Consider the following 17,130-nt stretch of genomic DNA (forward strand, 5'->3'; position numbering starts at 1 on the left):
ACCAAATCCAAACTATGGTGCGCCATCAGTTCGCAAAGACGAAATTACATTGAGCGCGCCTTGTTTAAAAAAGTGATTTACTGGTTTGGACCAAAATGCTTCTGAACCAACTGCTCACACAATTGCCACAATATAGGTGAACCACGTTGTATTGTTGGCCCATAGCGCTGTAGAACTAGCTCTAGTGATACGCCATTGTCGTTCCAGGTTCCGCCACCGGTGATCACGTTCACCAGTAAAGGTTGAACCCTATCCAAAGCTTTCGCAAACTTTGCATCTTCTGTCTGTGCTTCTTCAAACTCTTTCCACAGCGCCAGTAGTTCGCTGCTCTCTGGTTCTGGCAAGAGGCCGAATAAACGCGCGGCAGCCTGTATTTCCGCGTGATATTGATCTTCGGGTGAAGCTGAACTATGGAGCGGAGTATCACCCACATCCACCTCAACGATATCGTGTAGAAGTAACATTTTGATGACGCGGTTTGCGTCCACTGGAACTGTCGCATAGTCTTGCAATAACAGCGCATACATCGCTAAATGCCAAGAATGCTCCGCACTGTTTTCTTTGCGACTGCGATCAAGTAAAGGCGACTGTCGAATGACTGATTTCAGACGATCTATTTCGTGTAGGAACGTGAGTTTTTGGAGAAGTGGATTAGTTTGCATAGAGGATTATTTGATGAACTTAGGTCATTTGATTTGTATAAAGAGATCAGCGTTTCTTTGCTTGCTGCATTCACATAGCGCTGGAAACGCGAATATTGCGTATCGATTGCCTGCGTGAATCAGCTATGTTTTACGGGATTGTAATGCAAATAATTGAGTACGTCGGATGTAACAGGCGAAGCCGTAGTGCGGTAATAAATTATAGAGAAGTCGTTGCCAACGCCTCACGCTAAGACTGCGTGACTGTGCAGTGGCTCTAGTGATCACAGAAACGTTGATTGTGGTATTCGACTTGTTATGAAATACTGAGAGCGAGCGGCTGGAATTTGCTAAATGTTTGTATGCATGGAGGTGGAAGATGAAGACATCTGTACATCAATGGCTAAGAAGCGGCATGCTGACGTCGCTATTGCTGCTAGGTGCTTGTGGTGGAGGTGGCAGTAGTGGTGGCAGTGCCAGCACCTCCGATCCAGTGGCAGAATTGCCAGGCACCTTGGTTGATACGGTCAGTTATGCCTCAAATGCCAACGCCTCGCTGACCTCAGCCGTCGACGCGACCGCCAATACGACGCACAGTATCACTTTGAACGGCGTCACCATTCCCTACACTGCCAGAGCAGGCCACTTAACGGCAAAAGCGCCAGGAACAGGGCAGGATCAGGCTTCGTTTTTTTATGTTGCTTATACTGCCGATAATCAGCCAGCCGCAACTCGACCCATCACTTTCTTTTATAACGGCGGACCCGGTTCGGCAAGCGTCTGGTTGCATTTGGGTTCCTATGGACCTAAACGTTTGGCGACCGGGATCCCGTCTACTACCGTGCCGCGCCCCTTTGCTTTAGTGGACAACTCCGAAAGCTTGCTCGATACCAGCGATCTGGTTTTTGTCGATGCGGTTGGCAGTGGCCTGTCGCAGGCGATTGCACCTTTTACCAATCGTAGTTTTTGGAGTGTGGATGCTGATGCAGCGGTGTTTCGTGATTTTGTCCAGCGCTACATCACCGTTAATGCTCGTCAGGCGTCACCTAAATACTTGTTCGGTGAGTCGTATGGTGGGCCGCGTACTGCGGTGTTGGCAGCGCTGCTAGAAAGTGCAGGTGTGCGACTCACTGGCCTAGTGCTGCAATCGCCAGCAATGGACTACAACAGCAATTGTGGTGTCGTTAGCCCGGCAGTTATAAGTTGCGGCGGCTACTTACCTAGTTATGCCGCGACGGGTCAGTATTACCGCTTGACCCGACCGCTGGTAGACGATTTGAGTGCCTATATGACGCAGATACGTGACTTTAGTTCGCGTCGTTATACGCCAGCAGTGAATGCACTATTAGCTGGCGGTACTGTCCCTGCCGAGTTACCTCCGCTGCTCAGTGACTATACCGGCACGACGCTTACGCTTTGGCAAAGTAGTTTTAATATGCAAGCTGGACTATTTCGCAACCAGTTGCTAAGTGGTAGCTTGCTTGGTCGTTACGATGCACGTGTGTCAGCGCCAGTCGGCAGCGCATTGGCCAGTGAGGGCGATCCTTCCAGCACCATCATCAGCGCATCATTTTCCAGCGCAATCACTAGCTATCTGCGCGATACACTGCGCTACCGCAACGCGTCAACTTATGTGCTATCAGGCACCGCTATTGAAAACTGGGACTTTCGTCACGCGGGTAGGAATCTGCCAGACACCGTGCCAGACCTAGGCGCGGCATTGTCACTGAACCCACAATTGCGTGTACTGACGTTGAATGGCTATCACGATTTGGCAACGCCTTTCTACCAAACCGAACAGGATCTGGCACGACTGAATCAGCCCAGTCGCGTGATCGTGCGCAATTATGCCGGTGGACATATGACCTATTTAGACGACGCCGCTCGTGTGGCTAGCAAAGCGGATCTGCAAGCTTTTTATCGAGGAACTTTGACAGGAGTGCAGGCAACCACGCCAACGGCAAATACACTAGCCGCACCGCCAAGCTTTGTTGCGACTAGCATTGTCAGCACGCTTCCTTCAGAGGCGCAACAAACTCCACTACGCGACCCTTGGGTGCCATCGGCACAACGACCGCTTGTGGCTCCGCCGCCGCCTAGTCAAGGCTTAGCTTTACAGCGTGAGATCGAAGCAAGGATGCTTGAGGTGCATCAGCGGGATGGTAAGTAGGTTTTATTTATGGCCGCTTACCCTGGGGGTGTTGGCATCTTAGGAAATGATTAGGCTTGATCAGGCTGCAAAGTTAATTCTTAACTGCAAATTCGAGTTTTTCGAATAACTTTGCCTGAGCTTGCCTTCCAAGATCTGTCGTTTTGAAGCCAAACGAAATCTTCTCATTTTTTGCTTTTGCGTCTGCGTATTCGGCCGCGGTGTATTCTCGAATAAAGCCTAGTTCGGTTAATTCCTTGGTATTGTCTGAAAAAGATCCTGCGCTTTCTTGATAGCTCACCGAGTCACCAAGACGTATGACTTCATGAATTCCACTTCTTGTAAGTCGACGAAGTAGCTTATCCAATTCCGACTCTGAGTTAGTAGTTTCTTTGTGCAGAATCTGCATATTTGAAGAGTTACTTTTCGATTCGCTGTGGAGTTTTAACGCCAGAAAATCCAAGGCAAATATCCAGCAAGACAGCACAACGAGAAATTTTATGGGGTGAGATCTAATCCAAGCTGAAAACACATTGTCCATTTTTTTCTTTCATAGGAAGTAGTGCGTAGGGTTAATCGGCAGAACCGTATTGTACCGTCTGAAGGTGAAATGAAAAACAGCAAAGCACTTTATGTGCAAATCCAACGCACCTAAGAAAATGATGGATAGTCATTGTTAACGTTCATGCGGCACAATATACCTGCGGCGGTTGATATTTTACGAAAAGGTTACTTCTTATCGAATTGTCGAATCAAGTAATCCAAATATTTACTTGCTGGGTAATTTTCCATCGTCCGTTTTCCTTTGATAATAGGAAAAGATCACCAGCACCAAATTGACCTCCTGAGGAAATTGATAGAAGCACTAAAGCTTGTCTGCCTTCTTTATCTATGCCGACACGTGAAAACTTAATTAGACTGTGTGATTTCGGAAACTGACGGTAAAAATTCTTCCATGCTTCCTTTAATTTCATTGATCCATTGAATAGCTTTATGTAGTCTTTTTCTGAAAGTGCGATTACTCTATTACCAAGTGTGGACGTTAGTTTTTGAATGTCGAAATGCAGCTCCTTTTCGCCAACGTTTAAAAAATCTGAAATTACAGACTTCGTTGCAATTGGCATGAGCCCACTTATTTCATCTGCCTTTGATGTCAACAAGCTTTGTGATAACGGCCTTGTCTTCGCTAATATGACAAGGACTGGGTTTTGAGGGTTTTCTTTTGATAGTGCTTTCACTAAATCGGTATAGACACTTATTTCTTCCGATCTTATTTGTGCTAATGCAGGTCTATCGATGAATAAATTCATCAAAATGACGCACAGAAGGAGAAATATCGGTTGTCTCCACATATCAATGCGCCTCTTCCCAATTCAACCCAACCCCCACCTCAGCCAACAAAGGCACCTTCAATTCAGCCACCCCAGCCATTAATTCAGGCAACTTACGCTTCACTAATTCCAACTCTTCAGCCACAACTTCCAGCACCAATTCATCATGTACTTGCATAATCATTTTGGATTTGAGCTGATCGGTTTCTAACCAACCCTGCACCGCAATCATCGCCAGTTTAATCAAGTCCGCCGCCGTACCCTGCATAGGCGCATTAATCGCCGCGCGTTCTGCGCCTTGGCGGCGTGGGCCGTTCGGGCTGTTGATTTCTGGTAGCCAGAGTCGGCGGCCGAAGACGGTTTCTACGTAGCCGTGGGCTTTGGCTTGGAGTCTGGTGTCGGCCATGTAGTGCGCGACGCCTGGGTAGCGGAGAAAATATTTGTCGATGTAGCTTTGCGCTGCGCTACGTTCTATGCCGAGGTTGCCTGCTAAGCCAAATGCGCTCATGCCGTAGATCAGGCCGAAGTTAATCACTTTGGCGTAACGTCTTTGTTCGCTGGTGACTTCCGCTAATGTGACGCCAAAAATTTCTGATGCTGTTGCTCTATGCACGTCTTCGCCGTCGGCAAAGGCTTTGAGCAAACTCGCATCGCCCGAGATGTGCGCCATGATGCGTAATTCGATTTGTGAATAATCGGCCGAGACGATGCTATTGCCCGGTGCGGCGACAAAGGCTTCGCGGATGCGGCGACCTTCGGCGGTGCGTACGGGAATGTTTTGTAGATTAGGATCGTTGGATGCGAGACGGCCTGTGACCGCAACGGCTTGCGCGTAGTTTGTGTGGACGCGACCGGTATCGCTGTTGACCATCTTCGGTAATTTGTCGGTGTAAGTCGATTTGAGTTTGGCGAGGCCGCGATATTCCAATAACACCTTCGGCAGTGGATAATCTTCTGCCAGTTTTTGTAAAACTTCTTCGTCGGTGGATGGTGCGCCGGATGGTGTTTTTTTGACGACGGGCAGGCCGAGTTTGCCGAAGAAAATTTCACCGAGTTGTTTGGGTGAATTTAAGTTGAATGGCTGCTCAGCCAGCTCGTAAGCCTTTTGTTCCAGCTCTAATAAACGATTGCCGATTTCATGTGATTGCGTGGCGAGTAAATCTCGATTGATCAGCACGCCATTGCGTTCTATCTTTTGTAAAACGACGGACGTTGGCAATTCAATTTTGTCGTAGATGAAGCGTAATTTATCGTAAGGTTCAACTTGCGGCCACATTGCTTGATGGAGTTGTAGAGTGATGTCGGCGTCTTCTGCCGCGTAAGCTGTGGCACGTTCCAGATCGACTTGGTCGAATCCAATTTGCGACGCGCCTTTGCCACAGACTTCTTCAAAGCTAATCGTTTTGCGTTCTAAATGACGCATCGCTAAGCTATCCATGTCGTGCGATTTGTGTGATTCGAAGACATAGGATTGCAGCAAGGTGTCATGCAAAATGCCATGCAGCTGTATGCCGTGATTGGCGAAGATGTGGCTATCGTATTTGAGGTTTTGTCCGACCTTAGCTTTGCTCGCGTCTTCTAACCACGCCTTCATTTTGCCTAGTACAAATTCACGATTCAGTTGTTCTGGTGCGCCTGGATAATTGTGTGCCAGTGGAATGTAAGCGGCTATGCCAGCTTCGCAGCATAAAGAAATGCCGACCATTTGCGCGTTCATCGGTTCTAGCGACGTGGTTTCGGTATCGACCGAGGTGAGGGCGGCTTGATTGATTTTATCTAACCAAGTGTCGAGCTGAGCTTCGGTCAAAATCATTTCGTAATGTGTGACGGCGGGCGCGGCTGGGATTGCTGCGGGCGTATTGCTTGCGACAGCATTGTTGGTTGCATTGTTAGCAGCGTCGTCGCCAAACAAACCGCCTTGCGCTGGCGCTGCTTTGGCTGGTGCCGAGCCTGCCACAGGGTCAACGCCAAACTCACGCAATAAACTCTTGAAGCCTTGATGTTGCAAGAAGGCGATCATTTCTTCCCGATTTTCTTCTTTCGCTTTGAGCGATTCGTCGATAGAAATATGATGACCAGCGAGATCGCAATCGGTCTTCACTGTGATCAATACTCGACCTTGCGGTAACCAATTTAAGGCAGCACGAAGATTGTCACCGACCACGCCTTTGATCTTATCCGCATTGGCGATTACGCCATCTAGGCTATCAAACTCGGTCAGCCATTTCACGGCAGTTTTTGGCCCGCACTTGGCGACACCTGGGACGTTATCGACGGTGTCGCCGATCAGCGTTAAATAGTCGATGATGCGATTCGGAGGCACGCCAAATTTGGTCAATACGCCGGCTTCATCAAGCTTTTCATTGTTCATGGTGTTGATCAAAGTCACGTTGGCATTGACTAATTGCGCCAGATCTTTGTCACCAGTGGAGACGATGGTATTCATGCCACGTGCAGTGGCTTCCACCGCCAATGTGCCGATCACGTCATCAGCTTCTACGCCTTCGACCATCAAAATAGGCCAACCCATCGCCGCAACGGCTTGGTGTATTGGTTCGATTTGTAAGCGTAAATCGTCTGGCATAGGCGCGCGCTGTGCTTTATATTCTGGATAGAGATCGTCGCGAAAGGTCTTGCCCTTGGCATCGAACACGCAAGCCATGTAAGCTGCAGGATAATCTTGGCGCAGGCGACGCATCATATTGACCATGCCGTGAATCGCGCCGGTTGGTTCGCCGCGCATATTGCGCAGATCGGGCAGGGCGTGGAAAGCGCGGTATAAATAGCTGGAGCCGTCGACTAATAACAGAGTTTTTTGCATAAGGATTTGAGGTATGAATGACAGCGGAAAAAGAATCTTAAAATTGCGCCAGATCGTCGACAAGGATAAGGCCACCGCCTTAAAAGCCCGTGAGTCATGGCATATGTTCACGATTATGGCAGAGTTTATCGAATCTACCGAACGCCTGTCGGCACTGGGGCCGGCGGTGACGATCTTCGGTTCGGCGCGTATTGCTCACGATAATCCCTATTATCAGGATTGTGTGGATGTGGCGAAACGCTTATCCGACGAAGGTTTTGCCGTGATTTCTGGTGGTGGTCCGGGAATTATGGAAGCGGCCAATCGGGGCGCTTTTGATGGTGAATCTGCCTCGGTAGGTCTCAATATTGAATTGCCACATGAACAGACCACCAATCCCTGGCAAAACATTTCTTTGAACTTTCGCCATTTTTTTGCACGCAAAGTGTCTTTTGTGAAGTACGCCGATGCTTATGTGATTTTTCCAGGTGGCTTTGGCACTATGGATGAGTTAATGGAAGTGCTGACCTTGATGCAAACTGGTAAAACCAAAAAAATACCGGTGATCTTGGTCGGTACCAGCTTTTGGCAGGGATTCTTGGATTGGATTAAAACGCAAATGGCGGATAAGGGTTTGATTGAGGATAAGGATCTGAATTTGGTGCAGTTAATCGACGAGCCAGCAAATGTTGTTGATGCTATTTTTGCATTTTATGAAGCGCATGATATTGAGCCATCGGATGAAGAGCGTCAGCGTATGTTGTACTTGTAAGATTAGTCGTTTGTCTGATTTGCAGAGTAAGCCAGTGCATTTTCCCCGTGGAGAGCGCTGGCTTTGCTACAATGTTAGACAAGCTTGTGTATTTTGGCTGCATTGAGCGCAATTAATTTTGATCAGGCCAGAATAGACCGTATTTTCCGCATTACATATTGATCACATTTAAAGTGAAAATCATGAAAATTTCTTTGACTACCATCGCTAGCCTCATCGCTGCCTGTTTTGCAATTTCCGCCTCGACTCTGGTCGCAGCGCAAGAAAAGGCAGCGCCACCTCCACCGAAACTGGAAAAACTGGAAGAGGGTCCTGAAACCGACGTTAAGTTGATCAAGCCAGAAGGCACTAAGCTGAAAACAGTCGAGCGCAAAGAAAATGGCAAACTGACTGAAGTACAAGTACGTTCAGGTAAAAGCACTTACACAGTGAAACCAAACAACGCCCCAAAAGGGACGCCAGAGGGTGACGCAAACCGCGCTGCGCAATGGAAGGTGATGGAATTTGGCGGCAAGAAAGAGACTAAAGAGCCAGAGTCTTTGCCAGTCTTAGCACCTGGCCCTTACTCCACGTCAAAAACTGGTACGACGAAAGTGCAGTCCGCACCAGTAGCAAAACCTGCTTCGGCAAGCTCAGCGGCTGCTTCAGCAGCGAATGCGACCAGTGCAACATCGGCATCCATGCCGGCTGAGAAAAAATAATTTACCTAATCATTGATAAATAAAGACATGGCTGTATTTACATCGGTAACACTAGAAGACCTCGCCCCTTGGATGACGCAATTCCCACTTGGCAAAGCATTGGCAATTCGAGGCATCGCTTCAGGAATAGAAAACAGTAATTTCTTTATTGATACAGAACAGGGTGAATTTGTTCTCACGATTTTCGAAAATCTGAATTTTGAGCAATTACCTTTTTACTTAAAATTGATGCGGCATTTAGCTGATCGCGACGTTCTGGTGCCAGCGCCGATTGCGAATGCCGACGGTGAATTGTGTGTCGCTTTGCACGGTAAACCTGCAGCCATCGTCAGCAAATTGAGTGGTAGTTCACAGATGGAGCCATTGCCTGTGCATTGCGCTGAAGTGGGAACGATGTTGGCGCGCATGCACCTTGCTGCGCAAGATTTCACTATCTATCAACCAAATCTACGTTCGCTGGATTGGTGGCAAGTGACTGTGCCTAAGGTTTTGGGATTTCTGAGCGATGCCAATCGCCAGTTAATGCAGGATGAAATTGCATTTCAATCGAGTTTTGCACAGACGCCTACGTATCGTGCTTTGACGCAAGGCCCGGTACATGCGGATTTGTTCCGTAATAATGTGATGTTTGATGGCGACAAATTGACGGGCTTTTTTGATTTCTATTTCGCGGGTTGTGATAGTTGGTTGTTTGACGTCGCTGTGACGATTAATGACTGGTGCATCGACTTGGCAACAGGGGAGTTAGATTTGCCACGTGTCAACGCCATGCTTAACGCCTATCATGCGGTGCGTCCATTCACGCCAGAGGAATCCTTGGCATGGCAAGCGATGTTACGCGCTGCGGCTTTCCGTTTCTGGTTGTCGCGTGTATTTGATTTTTATCAGCCGCGTGATGCTGAAATGCTGACGCCGCACGATCCTACACATTTCGAGCGTATATTGCGCCTGCGAGTTTCGCAAGTGGTAGCGCCGCTGCCACAATAAAATTGATGTTAACTTCATGAGTACACCTAAAGCAATTGCAGGATGGCATTGGATTACCCACGCTGCTCAATTATTAAAGAAAAGGCCTTTTGAATTGCTATTTTCCTTTATGGGGCTGATTTTCTGCTTGTTCGGAATGGTGGCTATTCAGTATGTTGGCATCGTCATCTTGATGGTACTGGCGCCTGTATTGGGGATGGGTTTTATGCAGGTTTGCAGGCAGGTTGATGAAAATCAGGCTTTTCAACCAGGTGCGCTTTTCATTGCTTTCCGAACTCCTGCATTGAAGGCTTTGTGCATCTCTGGCTTTTTGCAATTATTGGCGTTAATGCTGTCATTTGCTGTGACGATGGCGGTTGATGGTGGGGTTTTATGGGATTTTGTGAGTAATAATCGCGTGATCGATGAGAGGGCTTTGCGTGAAACCTCGATCGTCGGCAGCTTGTTATTGGCGCGACTCTTCAATTTACCCGCAATGATGGGGTTTTGGTTTGCTGCGCCTTTGATTATGTGGAATGGTATGGGCGTTGGGAAAGCCATTTTCTATAGTTTTTTTGCCGTTTGGCGCGCTCGTGCTGTATTTGCGACTTACTTAATTGCCTGGGCAGGGATTTTGTTGTCTCTGCCTGCAATGCTGGCATTATTGGCGACTTTGCTGCCTGGCGTTTTGGGAGTAATAAATCTCTTTCTGTTGCCTTTGGTATTGGTGGTATTTGTCGTTCTGTACATCACCTTCTACACATCGTATAAAGAAATTTTCGCTCTTGATACGAAAGTCTGAAGCACGCCTATACGATGATTGATCTGAGCCTGATATAAGTTTGGTGCTCAACAATGGAAAATGCCGAAATCTATTCGGCATTTTTACTTTGAAGAGATGTGAAACTTGATATAGCTTACTTATCGTGTTCCGAAGCGAGGGTCAGGTCTTCAATAATCTCATAGCTGTGTGACATTTCTGCCGTTTTGGCCAGCATGATCGAGGCTGAGCAATATTTCTCGTGCGATAGTGCGATCGCACGTTCCACCAGATTTGGCTTGAGATTGCGGCCAGTGACGACGAAGTGGAAATGGATTTTTGTGAAAACCTTAGGCTCGGTGCTGGCGCGTTCAGCGGATAACTTAACTTCGCAGCCACGTACATCTTGTTTGCCTTTGCGCAATATCAGTACTACGTCATAAGCAGAACAGCCACCCGTCCCCAGTAATACCATTTCCATAGGGCGTGGTGCAAGGTTATGGCCGCCACCTTCCGGTGCACCATCCATCAAAACTGCGTGGCCTGAACCAGTTTCTGCTAAAAAACTCATACCGGAAGTACCGGTCCAACTTACCTTTGCTTCCATCGCATTCTCTCCTGCATTTGTATTAGTTTGTTTTGGTTTGGTTTAAATACCTAATCGGCTATTGTAGCTTATTGTAATTATGTTGTACGAAAGCACTAATTTGCGAATGTATTTATTGATGTATTCGTTTGAGCAAGAAAAGAGTTGTGGATTGAATTTGCACCAATTTTATAAAGAAAACTTAAAAAAGCATTGAAAAAGAGCAAATGACGGTACTTGTTAGGGCGAATTTTGATACTTTCCAGATAGCATTAAGTTTCCCTAGCATAAGACCAATGATTCGCCTACTATGCATATTCAGATTTCGTGTGAGCTTGTTTATCATCTCTTCACGCATCTCCTCCGTCACTCCAAGTGACTTCTTCCCGAAGCCTAGACTTCGGGTTTTTTTTGCCCAAAAGGACTGCATTTATCTCGTTTAGACGTGAAATGACGACGAAATCTACGGAGAATTTCCCTAAGCCTGCCTAAAACTTAAACAGTGCTTGCACTAAGTCTTTGAAAATACTATAATTTCCGACTCTCTGTTCGCCCAGGAGAGAATTTAACAAGGGAGCGTCTGCTAGATGTAATTAGCAGAACCACCGAAATCAGGGTGTTTTTTATCTTTTTATTTAGGATTCAACATGAAAACCTTTTCCGCTAAGGGCCATGAGGTTCAGCGCGACTGGTTCGTGATTGACGCGACAGACAAAGTTCTCGGACGTGTTGCCAGCGAAGTGGCACTCCGTTTACGCGGCAAGCATAAACCAGAATTTACTCCACACGTCGACACGGGCGATTTCATCGTCGTAGTTAATGCAGCTAAACTGCGCGTGACTGGTACTAAAGCTCTGAACAAGATTTACTATCGTCATACTGGATACCCAGGTGGTATCTACGAAACGAACTTCCAAAAAATGCAAGCTCGCTTCCCAGGTCGCGCATTAGAGAAGGCTGTTAAAGGCATGTTGCCTAAAGGCCCACTCGGTTACGCAATGATCAAGAAGTTGAAAGTGTACGCAGATGCAACGCATCCGCATGCAGCTCAGCAACCACAAGTACTCGACATCTAAGGAATAGCCATGATCGGTAATTACAACTACGGAACTGGCCGTCGCAAGAGCGCAGTTGCTCGCGTATTCCTGAAAACAGGTAGCGGCAAGATTGTTGTCAACGGCAAACCAGCTGACGAATATTTCTCTCGTAAAACTGGCTTGATGGTTATTCGTCAACCACTCGAGTTGACTAATCACCTCGAAACATTCGACATCATGATCAATGTACACGGTGGTGGTGAATCCGGCCAATACGGCGCGGTTCGTCACGGTATCACACGTGCTTTGATCGACTACGATGCAACTTTGAAATCTGAATTGTCCAAAGCTGGCTTCGTTACTCGTGATGCTCGTGAAGTTGAACGTAAAAAAGTTGGTTTGCGCAAAGCACGTCGCGCAAAACAATTCTCCAAGCGTTAATTTGCTTTTTGCAGATTTCTGCTGGAACAAAAAACCGCCAAATTTTTGGCGGTTTTTTTTCGCCTTCACATTAATTGACCACGTGAGATGAAAACCCCTCAACGCCGAGGCGCAAAGACGCTGAGGAGCGCCGAGATTTTGTACTAAGTAGAATAAATGCAGAGGAGCTACTTATTATTTTCTCCGCGCCTCGGCGTTGAGGGGTTTCAAGCTTTTAAGCGAGGCTGATGTTGAATAAGGCACTTTCATTTGGTGTAATCGTCTATTGAGACCTTTGCACAACCGTAGCGAGCGGTCGAAGTTTGAGCCGAGAAGCGCACCTGTGCTAGAGCACAGTGACGCATTTGCAAATAGCAGGCTCGAAATTCGGTCGCGCAGTAGGTTGTGCGGAGGTCTCCTATTGGGAATTCAGGTTTCGACTGCTAGAATGCACGCATAATTTCTTAATGGCATCAGCTTAAGTCTAGGACAGTAAAAATGATCAAAATCGGTATCGTAGGTGGAACGGGTTATACAGGCGTGGAGTTGCTCAGAATTTTAGCGACGCACCCACAAGCGCAATTGACTGCCATTACTTCGCGTAAAGAAGATGGCGTACCAGTTGCTCAGATGTATCCATCCTTGCGTGGCCGTGTTGATCTGGCGTTTTCTTCGCCCGATAAAGCGAACTTAAATGAGTGCGATGTGGTGTTCTTTGCGACTCCACATGGCGTGGCAATGGCACAGGCACCGGAGCTATTAGCCAATGGCGTGAAGGTCATTGATCTCGCTGCGGACTTCCGTATGCAAGATGTGGCACAGTTTGAAAAATGGTATGGTATGGAACATAGCTGCAAAGACTTATTGTCAGAGGCTGTGTATGGTTTGCCTGAACTGAATCGTGACAAAATTAAGAGCGCACGTTTGATTGGGAATCCTGGTTGTTATCCAACGACCATGCAACTGGGTTTCGCACCTTTATTGAAAGCTGGCGTGATTGATGCCGGCAATCTGATCGCCGATTGTAAGTCCGGTGTTTCGGGGGCGGGTCGCAAAGCAGAAATCGGGATTTTGTTTTCAGAATCTAGCGACAGCTTTAAGGCTTACGGTGTGGCTGGACATCGCCATACACCTGAGACTATCGAGCAACTACAACATCTGACACAAGACAAAGTCAGTCTCCTATTTACGCCGCACTTAGTGCCTATGATACGTGGCATGCATTCCACTTTATACGCACAGTTGACGCAAGAGATTAGCAATGAAGCTTTACAGGCCTTGTTTGAAGATGCTTACAAAGACGAGACCTTCGTTGACGTCATGCCATTTGGATCACACCCAGAGACGCGCTCAACTCGTGCTTCGAATATGCTGCGAATCGCTGTGCATCGTCCGGGTAATGGCAAGCATGTCGTGATTTTGGTGGTTCAGGATAATCTGGTCAAAGGTGCATCCGGTCAGGCAGTACAGTGCATGAATATCATGTTTGGTTTGGATGAAAGCACTGGCTTACAGCATGTGCCAGTGAATCCATAAGCCGCCCCCACATCACTACCATGCCAGTTTCTAAATTCTTTCATCGACGTATTACCGCGTCCAAGATGACGATCAACCAGCATTTGCCTTGGCCAATTAAGTTCGCCTTAATTGCCGTGGTGATAGGTGTTGGCGGTGCAATTGCGATGTGGACTTATGATATGGGACGCAGTTTTGCCTTTGGCCCTAAGTTTTCACCGGAGCAAATGACAGCTTTGCAAGATAAAGTGGCGAGTTTGAGTGCCGAGCGTGATAAGTTGCAAGCGGCCGCTGCGACCATCGAAAGTCAGCAAAATATTGAAAAATCGATACAGAAACAATTGACCGATCAGATTAATAGCCTGACTGCAGAAAATAACCGGATTAAAGATGATCTGGCATTTTTTGAAAGCTTGATGCCTTCGGCTGCTCGTCCGCAAGGGATTACTTTGCAAAAATCTAAGATCGAAATGGCTGGTCAAAATCAATTGCGTTACCGTACTTTAGTCATGCAAGGCGGCAAGGCCATGCGTGAATTTTCTGGTGAAATGCATATCAGCTTGACACTAGTTCAAGCTGGAAAACCTGTTATGATGGAATTTCCTGACCCTAAAGCAGGTGAAGCAGCAAAATTAAAACTCTCGTTCAAGCAGTATCAGAGGCTTGAAGGGCAAATTACTTTGCCAGAGGGAGCAACAGTAAAATCAGCACAAATGACAGTTCTCGAAAAAGGCGAATTACGGGCAAAGCAGTCACTGAGTCTGTAAGCGCAATAGTCTTATTTCTGGCCTATAGTGAATAGAGTGAATGCAGTGAAATAAGAATATGCTTTTATTAAACACCGTGAGACTTTCGCACGAGTGTCGCGAGCACCTAAAGTTTGGATCGAGAAGTGCACCTGTGCTCTTGCATAGCGAGCATCGCAGAGTCAAAATTTGGGCGCGAAGTAGCTCGTGCAAAGGTCTCATTGTCAATATTCTAAAAAAGATAGAGGAGTTTGCATGTTTAATCGTAAAAACAAGAGCACTATTGATAGCCTGATCGGATCTAGTACCAGTATAGAGGGCGATATTCACTTTAAAGGTGGATTGCGGATTGATGGTCATGTGAAAGGCAATGTCTTCGCAGAAGCAGGTACAGCGAGTATTTTGGTCATTTCTGAACAAGCGGTGATCGACGGCGAAGTGCGTGCTGGCCACGTTGTCGTGAATGGCGTGATTAATGGCCCTGTGTTTTCGACAGAATTAATTGAATTACAAAGCAAAGCCAGAATTTCTGGTGACGTGGTGTATAAAGCATTAGAAATGATGAACGGTGCCTTAGTTTCAGGAAAGCTTGCGCATGATCAAAATGCGGAGCCAGTTTTGAAGTTGGCCGCATCCAACTAGGTTTGTAAATACGGTCTATAATAGCAGCCTGATTTGAACGAATTTGAATTAACAAGCAGGAGTCAATTATGAACGCTGTTACCGATATGCCATCCCCAATTATCTTCACTGATAGTGCCGCCTCTAAAGTAGCACAACTGATCGAAGAAGAAGGTAATCCAGATTTGAAATTACGTGTATTCGTGCAAGGTGGCGGATGCTCAGGTTTTCAGTATGGTTTCACCTTCGATGAAGTCACCAATGAAGACGACACCGTCATGGATAAAAATGGTGTGCAATTATTGATTGATGCAATGAGCTACCAATATCTGGTTGGTGCAGAAATCGATTACAAAGATGATTTAGAAGGCGCACAGTTTGTGATTAAAAATCCAAATGCACAATCAACTTGTGGTTGCGGATCTTCATTTTCCGCATAAGCCTGCTTCACTATGCATACCAAAAAAAGACGCTTCGGCGTCTTTTTTTATAGGTAAAATTATTTCTCACTCACAAACTCTAGCGCACAGGCTACACTCGTCATGAAGCTTGCCAAGACTAATTGATAGATGAAAATGCATGACCATTACAAGAGGTAAAAGATGGAGAGTTCAAAGCTAAGAACGGCTATCGTCAAAGCCTTACGTCAAGTCATTCCCGCGCATTGCATACTGGCGGATGCCGAAGATACTCGTCCCTATGAATGCGATTCTTTGAGCACATATAAACAATTGCCATTGGTCGTCGCGTTGCCAGAAAATGAAGCGCAGATAGTCGCCATCCTTAAAGTCTGTCGCGAATTACAAGTCACCATTGTGCCGCGTGGTGCTGGTACCGGATTATCAGGTGGCGCGACACCGATAGAAAACGGTGTCGTCTTATCGACCGCCAGGTTGAATAAAATCATCGAAATTAATCCCTACGCACGAACCGCCAAAGTGCAGCCCGGTGTGCGGAATCTGGCGATTTCTGATGCGGCTGCGAGTAGTGGTTTGTATTACGCGCCCGATCCTTCATCGCAGTTAGCTTGCACCATAGGCGGCAATGTCGCAGAAAATGCTGGTGGTGTGCATTGTCTGAAGTACGGTCTGACCGTTCACAATGTCTTACATGTGCGGATTGCGACGATAGACGGTGATATTTTGGAGTTGGGGAGTGAAGCACTCGATGCGCCCGGTTTAGATTTACTGGCGGTGTTCATCGGTTCCGAAGGTATGCTCGGCATCGTCACAGAAATCACCGTCAAGTTAATTCCTAAGGCACAGACGGCGCAAGTCATCATGGCATCCTTTAGTGAAGTCGAACAAGCTGGTCACGCAGTGGCTCAAGTGATTGCAGAGGGTATTATTCCGGCCGGTTTAGAAATGATGGATCAGACTTCAATCAAGATGGTCGAGCCCTTTGTGCATGCAGGTTACGACATGAGTGCGGCGGCGATTTTGTTATGCGAAGCGGACGGCAATCCTGAGGAAGTCGCGGAAGAAATCATGCGTATGAGTGCGGTATTGAATGCGGCGGGGGCAAGCAATCTGACCGTTTCATTTAGCGAAGCAGAGCGTTTGAAATTATGGTCGGGACGTAAAAATGCATTTCCTGCGGCAGGTCGAATTTCGCCCGATTATTACTGTGTCGATGGCACCATTCCGCGCAAACATCTGGCGCAAGTCTTACGCGCGATCACTGAGATGGAAGGTCGCTACCAGATGGTTTGCGCAAATGTCTTCCATGCGGGCGATGGTAATTTACATCCATTGATTTTATTCGATGCGAATCATGTTGGTGCTTTTGAAAAAGCCGAAGCCTTTGGTGCGGAGATTCTGGAACTCTGTGTAAAACTAGGCGGCACGATCACTGGCGAACATGGCGTCGGTATCGAAAAACTTAATTCTATGTGTGTGCAATTTAACGCCGAAGAATTAGCGAGTTTTATGGCCGTTAAACACGCGTTTGATCCTCACAATTTACTTAATCCAACCAAAGGTATTCCTAGTCTGAATCGTTGTGCTGAGTTTGGTCGTATGCATGTCAGCAACGGTAGTATAAGCTTCCCTGACTTGCCACGCTTTTGAGGTAGATGAATTGGAA

17 protein-coding genes are annotated in these 17,130 nt (G+C 47.0%); 12 read left to right on the plus strand and 5 right to left on the minus strand.

What is annotated here, in order from left to right:
• Positions 1–77: 77 nt before the first annotated feature.
• Positions 78–662 (minus strand): HD domain-containing protein, encoded by a 585-nt coding sequence (locus H8K55_RS17980; protein WP_186943449.1) that lies wholly within the window; start codon positions 660–662, stop codon positions 78–80.
• Positions 663–1,020: 358 nt separating this feature from the next.
• Here H8K55_RS17980 and H8K55_RS17985 point away from each other — a divergent pair, with 358 nt between their 5' ends.
• Positions 1,021–2,811 (plus strand): S10 family peptidase, encoded by a 1,791-nt coding sequence (locus tag H8K55_RS17985; RefSeq protein ID WP_186943450.1) that lies wholly within the window; start codon positions 1,021–1,023, stop codon positions 2,809–2,811.
• 73 nt (positions 2,812–2,884) lie between these two features.
• Here the strand turns inward: H8K55_RS17985 and H8K55_RS17990 are convergent, their stop codons facing one another.
• From H8K55_RS17990 to polA, 3 genes are all read right to left on the minus strand, one after another.
• Entirely contained in the window at positions 2,885–3,331 is a 447-nt protein-coding gene (locus H8K55_RS17990) for a hypothetical protein (RefSeq protein ID WP_186943451.1), read from the minus strand.
• Between the two features lie 211 nt (positions 3,332–3,542).
• Positions 3,543–4,100, minus strand: coding sequence for a hypothetical protein (locus H8K55_RS17995; protein WP_186943452.1), 558 nt, complete (start codon positions 4,098–4,100; stop codon positions 3,543–3,545).
• Between the two features lie 43 nt (positions 4,101–4,143).
• Entirely contained in the window at positions 4,144–6,942 is a 2,799-nt protein-coding gene (gene polA / locus H8K55_RS18000; RefSeq protein WP_186943453.1) for a DNA polymerase I, read from the minus strand.
• A gap of 13 nt (positions 6,943–6,955) precedes the next feature.
• Here polA and H8K55_RS18005 point away from each other — a divergent pair, with 13 nt between their 5' ends.
• The 4 genes from H8K55_RS18005 to H8K55_RS18020 all read left to right on the plus strand — a co-directional run bounded on the left by H8K55_RS18005 (position 6,956) and on the right by H8K55_RS18020 (position 10,162).
• Positions 6,956–7,693, plus strand: coding sequence for an LOG family protein (locus H8K55_RS18005; protein WP_186943454.1), 738 nt, complete (start codon positions 6,956–6,958; stop codon positions 7,691–7,693).
• A 182-nt stretch (positions 7,694–7,875) separates the two neighbouring features.
• The gene (locus H8K55_RS18010) at positions 7,876–8,394 is read left to right on the plus strand and encodes a hypothetical protein (RefSeq protein WP_186943455.1); all 519 of its coding nucleotides are present in this window, start codon (positions 7,876–7,878) and stop codon (positions 8,392–8,394) included.
• Positions 8,395–8,421: 27 nt separating this feature from the next.
• Positions 8,422–9,381 carry a homoserine kinase gene (locus H8K55_RS18015; protein ID WP_186943456.1) on the plus strand — a complete coding sequence of 320 codons (960 nt, stop codon included), beginning with the start codon at positions 8,422–8,424 and terminating at the stop codon, positions 9,379–9,381.
• Between the two features lie 16 nt (positions 9,382–9,397).
• Positions 9,398–10,162 (plus strand): BPSS1780 family membrane protein, encoded by a 765-nt coding sequence (locus tag H8K55_RS18020; RefSeq protein ID WP_186943457.1) that lies wholly within the window; start codon positions 9,398–9,400, stop codon positions 10,160–10,162.
• A gap of 115 nt (positions 10,163–10,277) precedes the next feature.
• Here the strand turns inward: H8K55_RS18020 and H8K55_RS18025 are convergent, their stop codons facing one another.
• Entirely contained in the window at positions 10,278–10,727 is a 450-nt protein-coding gene (locus H8K55_RS18025) for an OsmC family protein (protein ID WP_186943458.1), read from the minus strand.
• Positions 10,728–11,353: 626 nt separating this feature from the next.
• Between H8K55_RS18025 and rplM the strand changes: the two genes are divergently transcribed.
• The 7 genes from rplM (at position 11,354) to H8K55_RS18060 (ending at position 17,114) form a co-directional block, all read left to right on the plus strand.
• A complete protein-coding gene (gene rplM, locus H8K55_RS18030; RefSeq protein ID WP_186890749.1) occupies positions 11,354–11,782 on the plus strand; it encodes a 50S ribosomal protein L13 in 429 nt (142 codons plus the stop codon).
• 9 nt (positions 11,783–11,791) lie between these two features.
• Positions 11,792–12,184: a 30S ribosomal protein S9 gene (gene rpsI / locus H8K55_RS18035; RefSeq protein WP_186890750.1), complete on the plus strand. Its 393-nt coding sequence runs from the start codon at positions 11,792–11,794 to the stop codon at positions 12,182–12,184.
• 477 nt (positions 12,185–12,661) lie between these two features.
• On the plus strand, positions 12,662–13,699 hold the full coding sequence (argC, locus tag H8K55_RS18040; RefSeq protein ID WP_186943459.1) for an N-acetyl-gamma-glutamyl-phosphate reductase: 1,038 nt from the start codon (positions 12,662–12,664) through the stop codon (positions 13,697–13,699).
• A gap of 20 nt (positions 13,700–13,719) precedes the next feature.
• Positions 13,720–14,445 (plus strand): DUF6776 family protein, encoded by a 726-nt coding sequence (locus H8K55_RS18045; RefSeq protein WP_186943460.1) that lies wholly within the window; start codon positions 13,720–13,722, stop codon positions 14,443–14,445.
• A 234-nt stretch (positions 14,446–14,679) separates the two neighbouring features.
• A complete protein-coding gene (locus tag H8K55_RS18050) occupies positions 14,680–15,066 on the plus strand; it encodes a bactofilin family protein (RefSeq protein WP_186943461.1) in 387 nt (128 codons plus the stop codon).
• Positions 15,067–15,134: 68 nt separating this feature from the next.
• Positions 15,135–15,485: an iron-sulfur cluster insertion protein ErpA gene (erpA, locus tag H8K55_RS18055; RefSeq protein ID WP_186943462.1), complete on the plus strand. Its 351-nt coding sequence runs from the start codon at positions 15,135–15,137 to the stop codon at positions 15,483–15,485.
• 162 nt (positions 15,486–15,647) lie between these two features.
• A complete protein-coding gene (locus H8K55_RS18060) occupies positions 15,648–17,114 on the plus strand; it encodes an FAD-linked oxidase C-terminal domain-containing protein (protein WP_186943463.1) in 1,467 nt (488 codons plus the stop codon).
• Positions 17,115–17,130 lie beyond the last annotated feature (16 nt).

This window comes from Affinundibacterium flavidum, assembly GCF_014284175.1.
Taxonomy (GTDB): domain Bacteria; phylum Pseudomonadota; class Gammaproteobacteria; order Burkholderiales; family Burkholderiaceae_D; genus Undibacterium; species Undibacterium flavidum.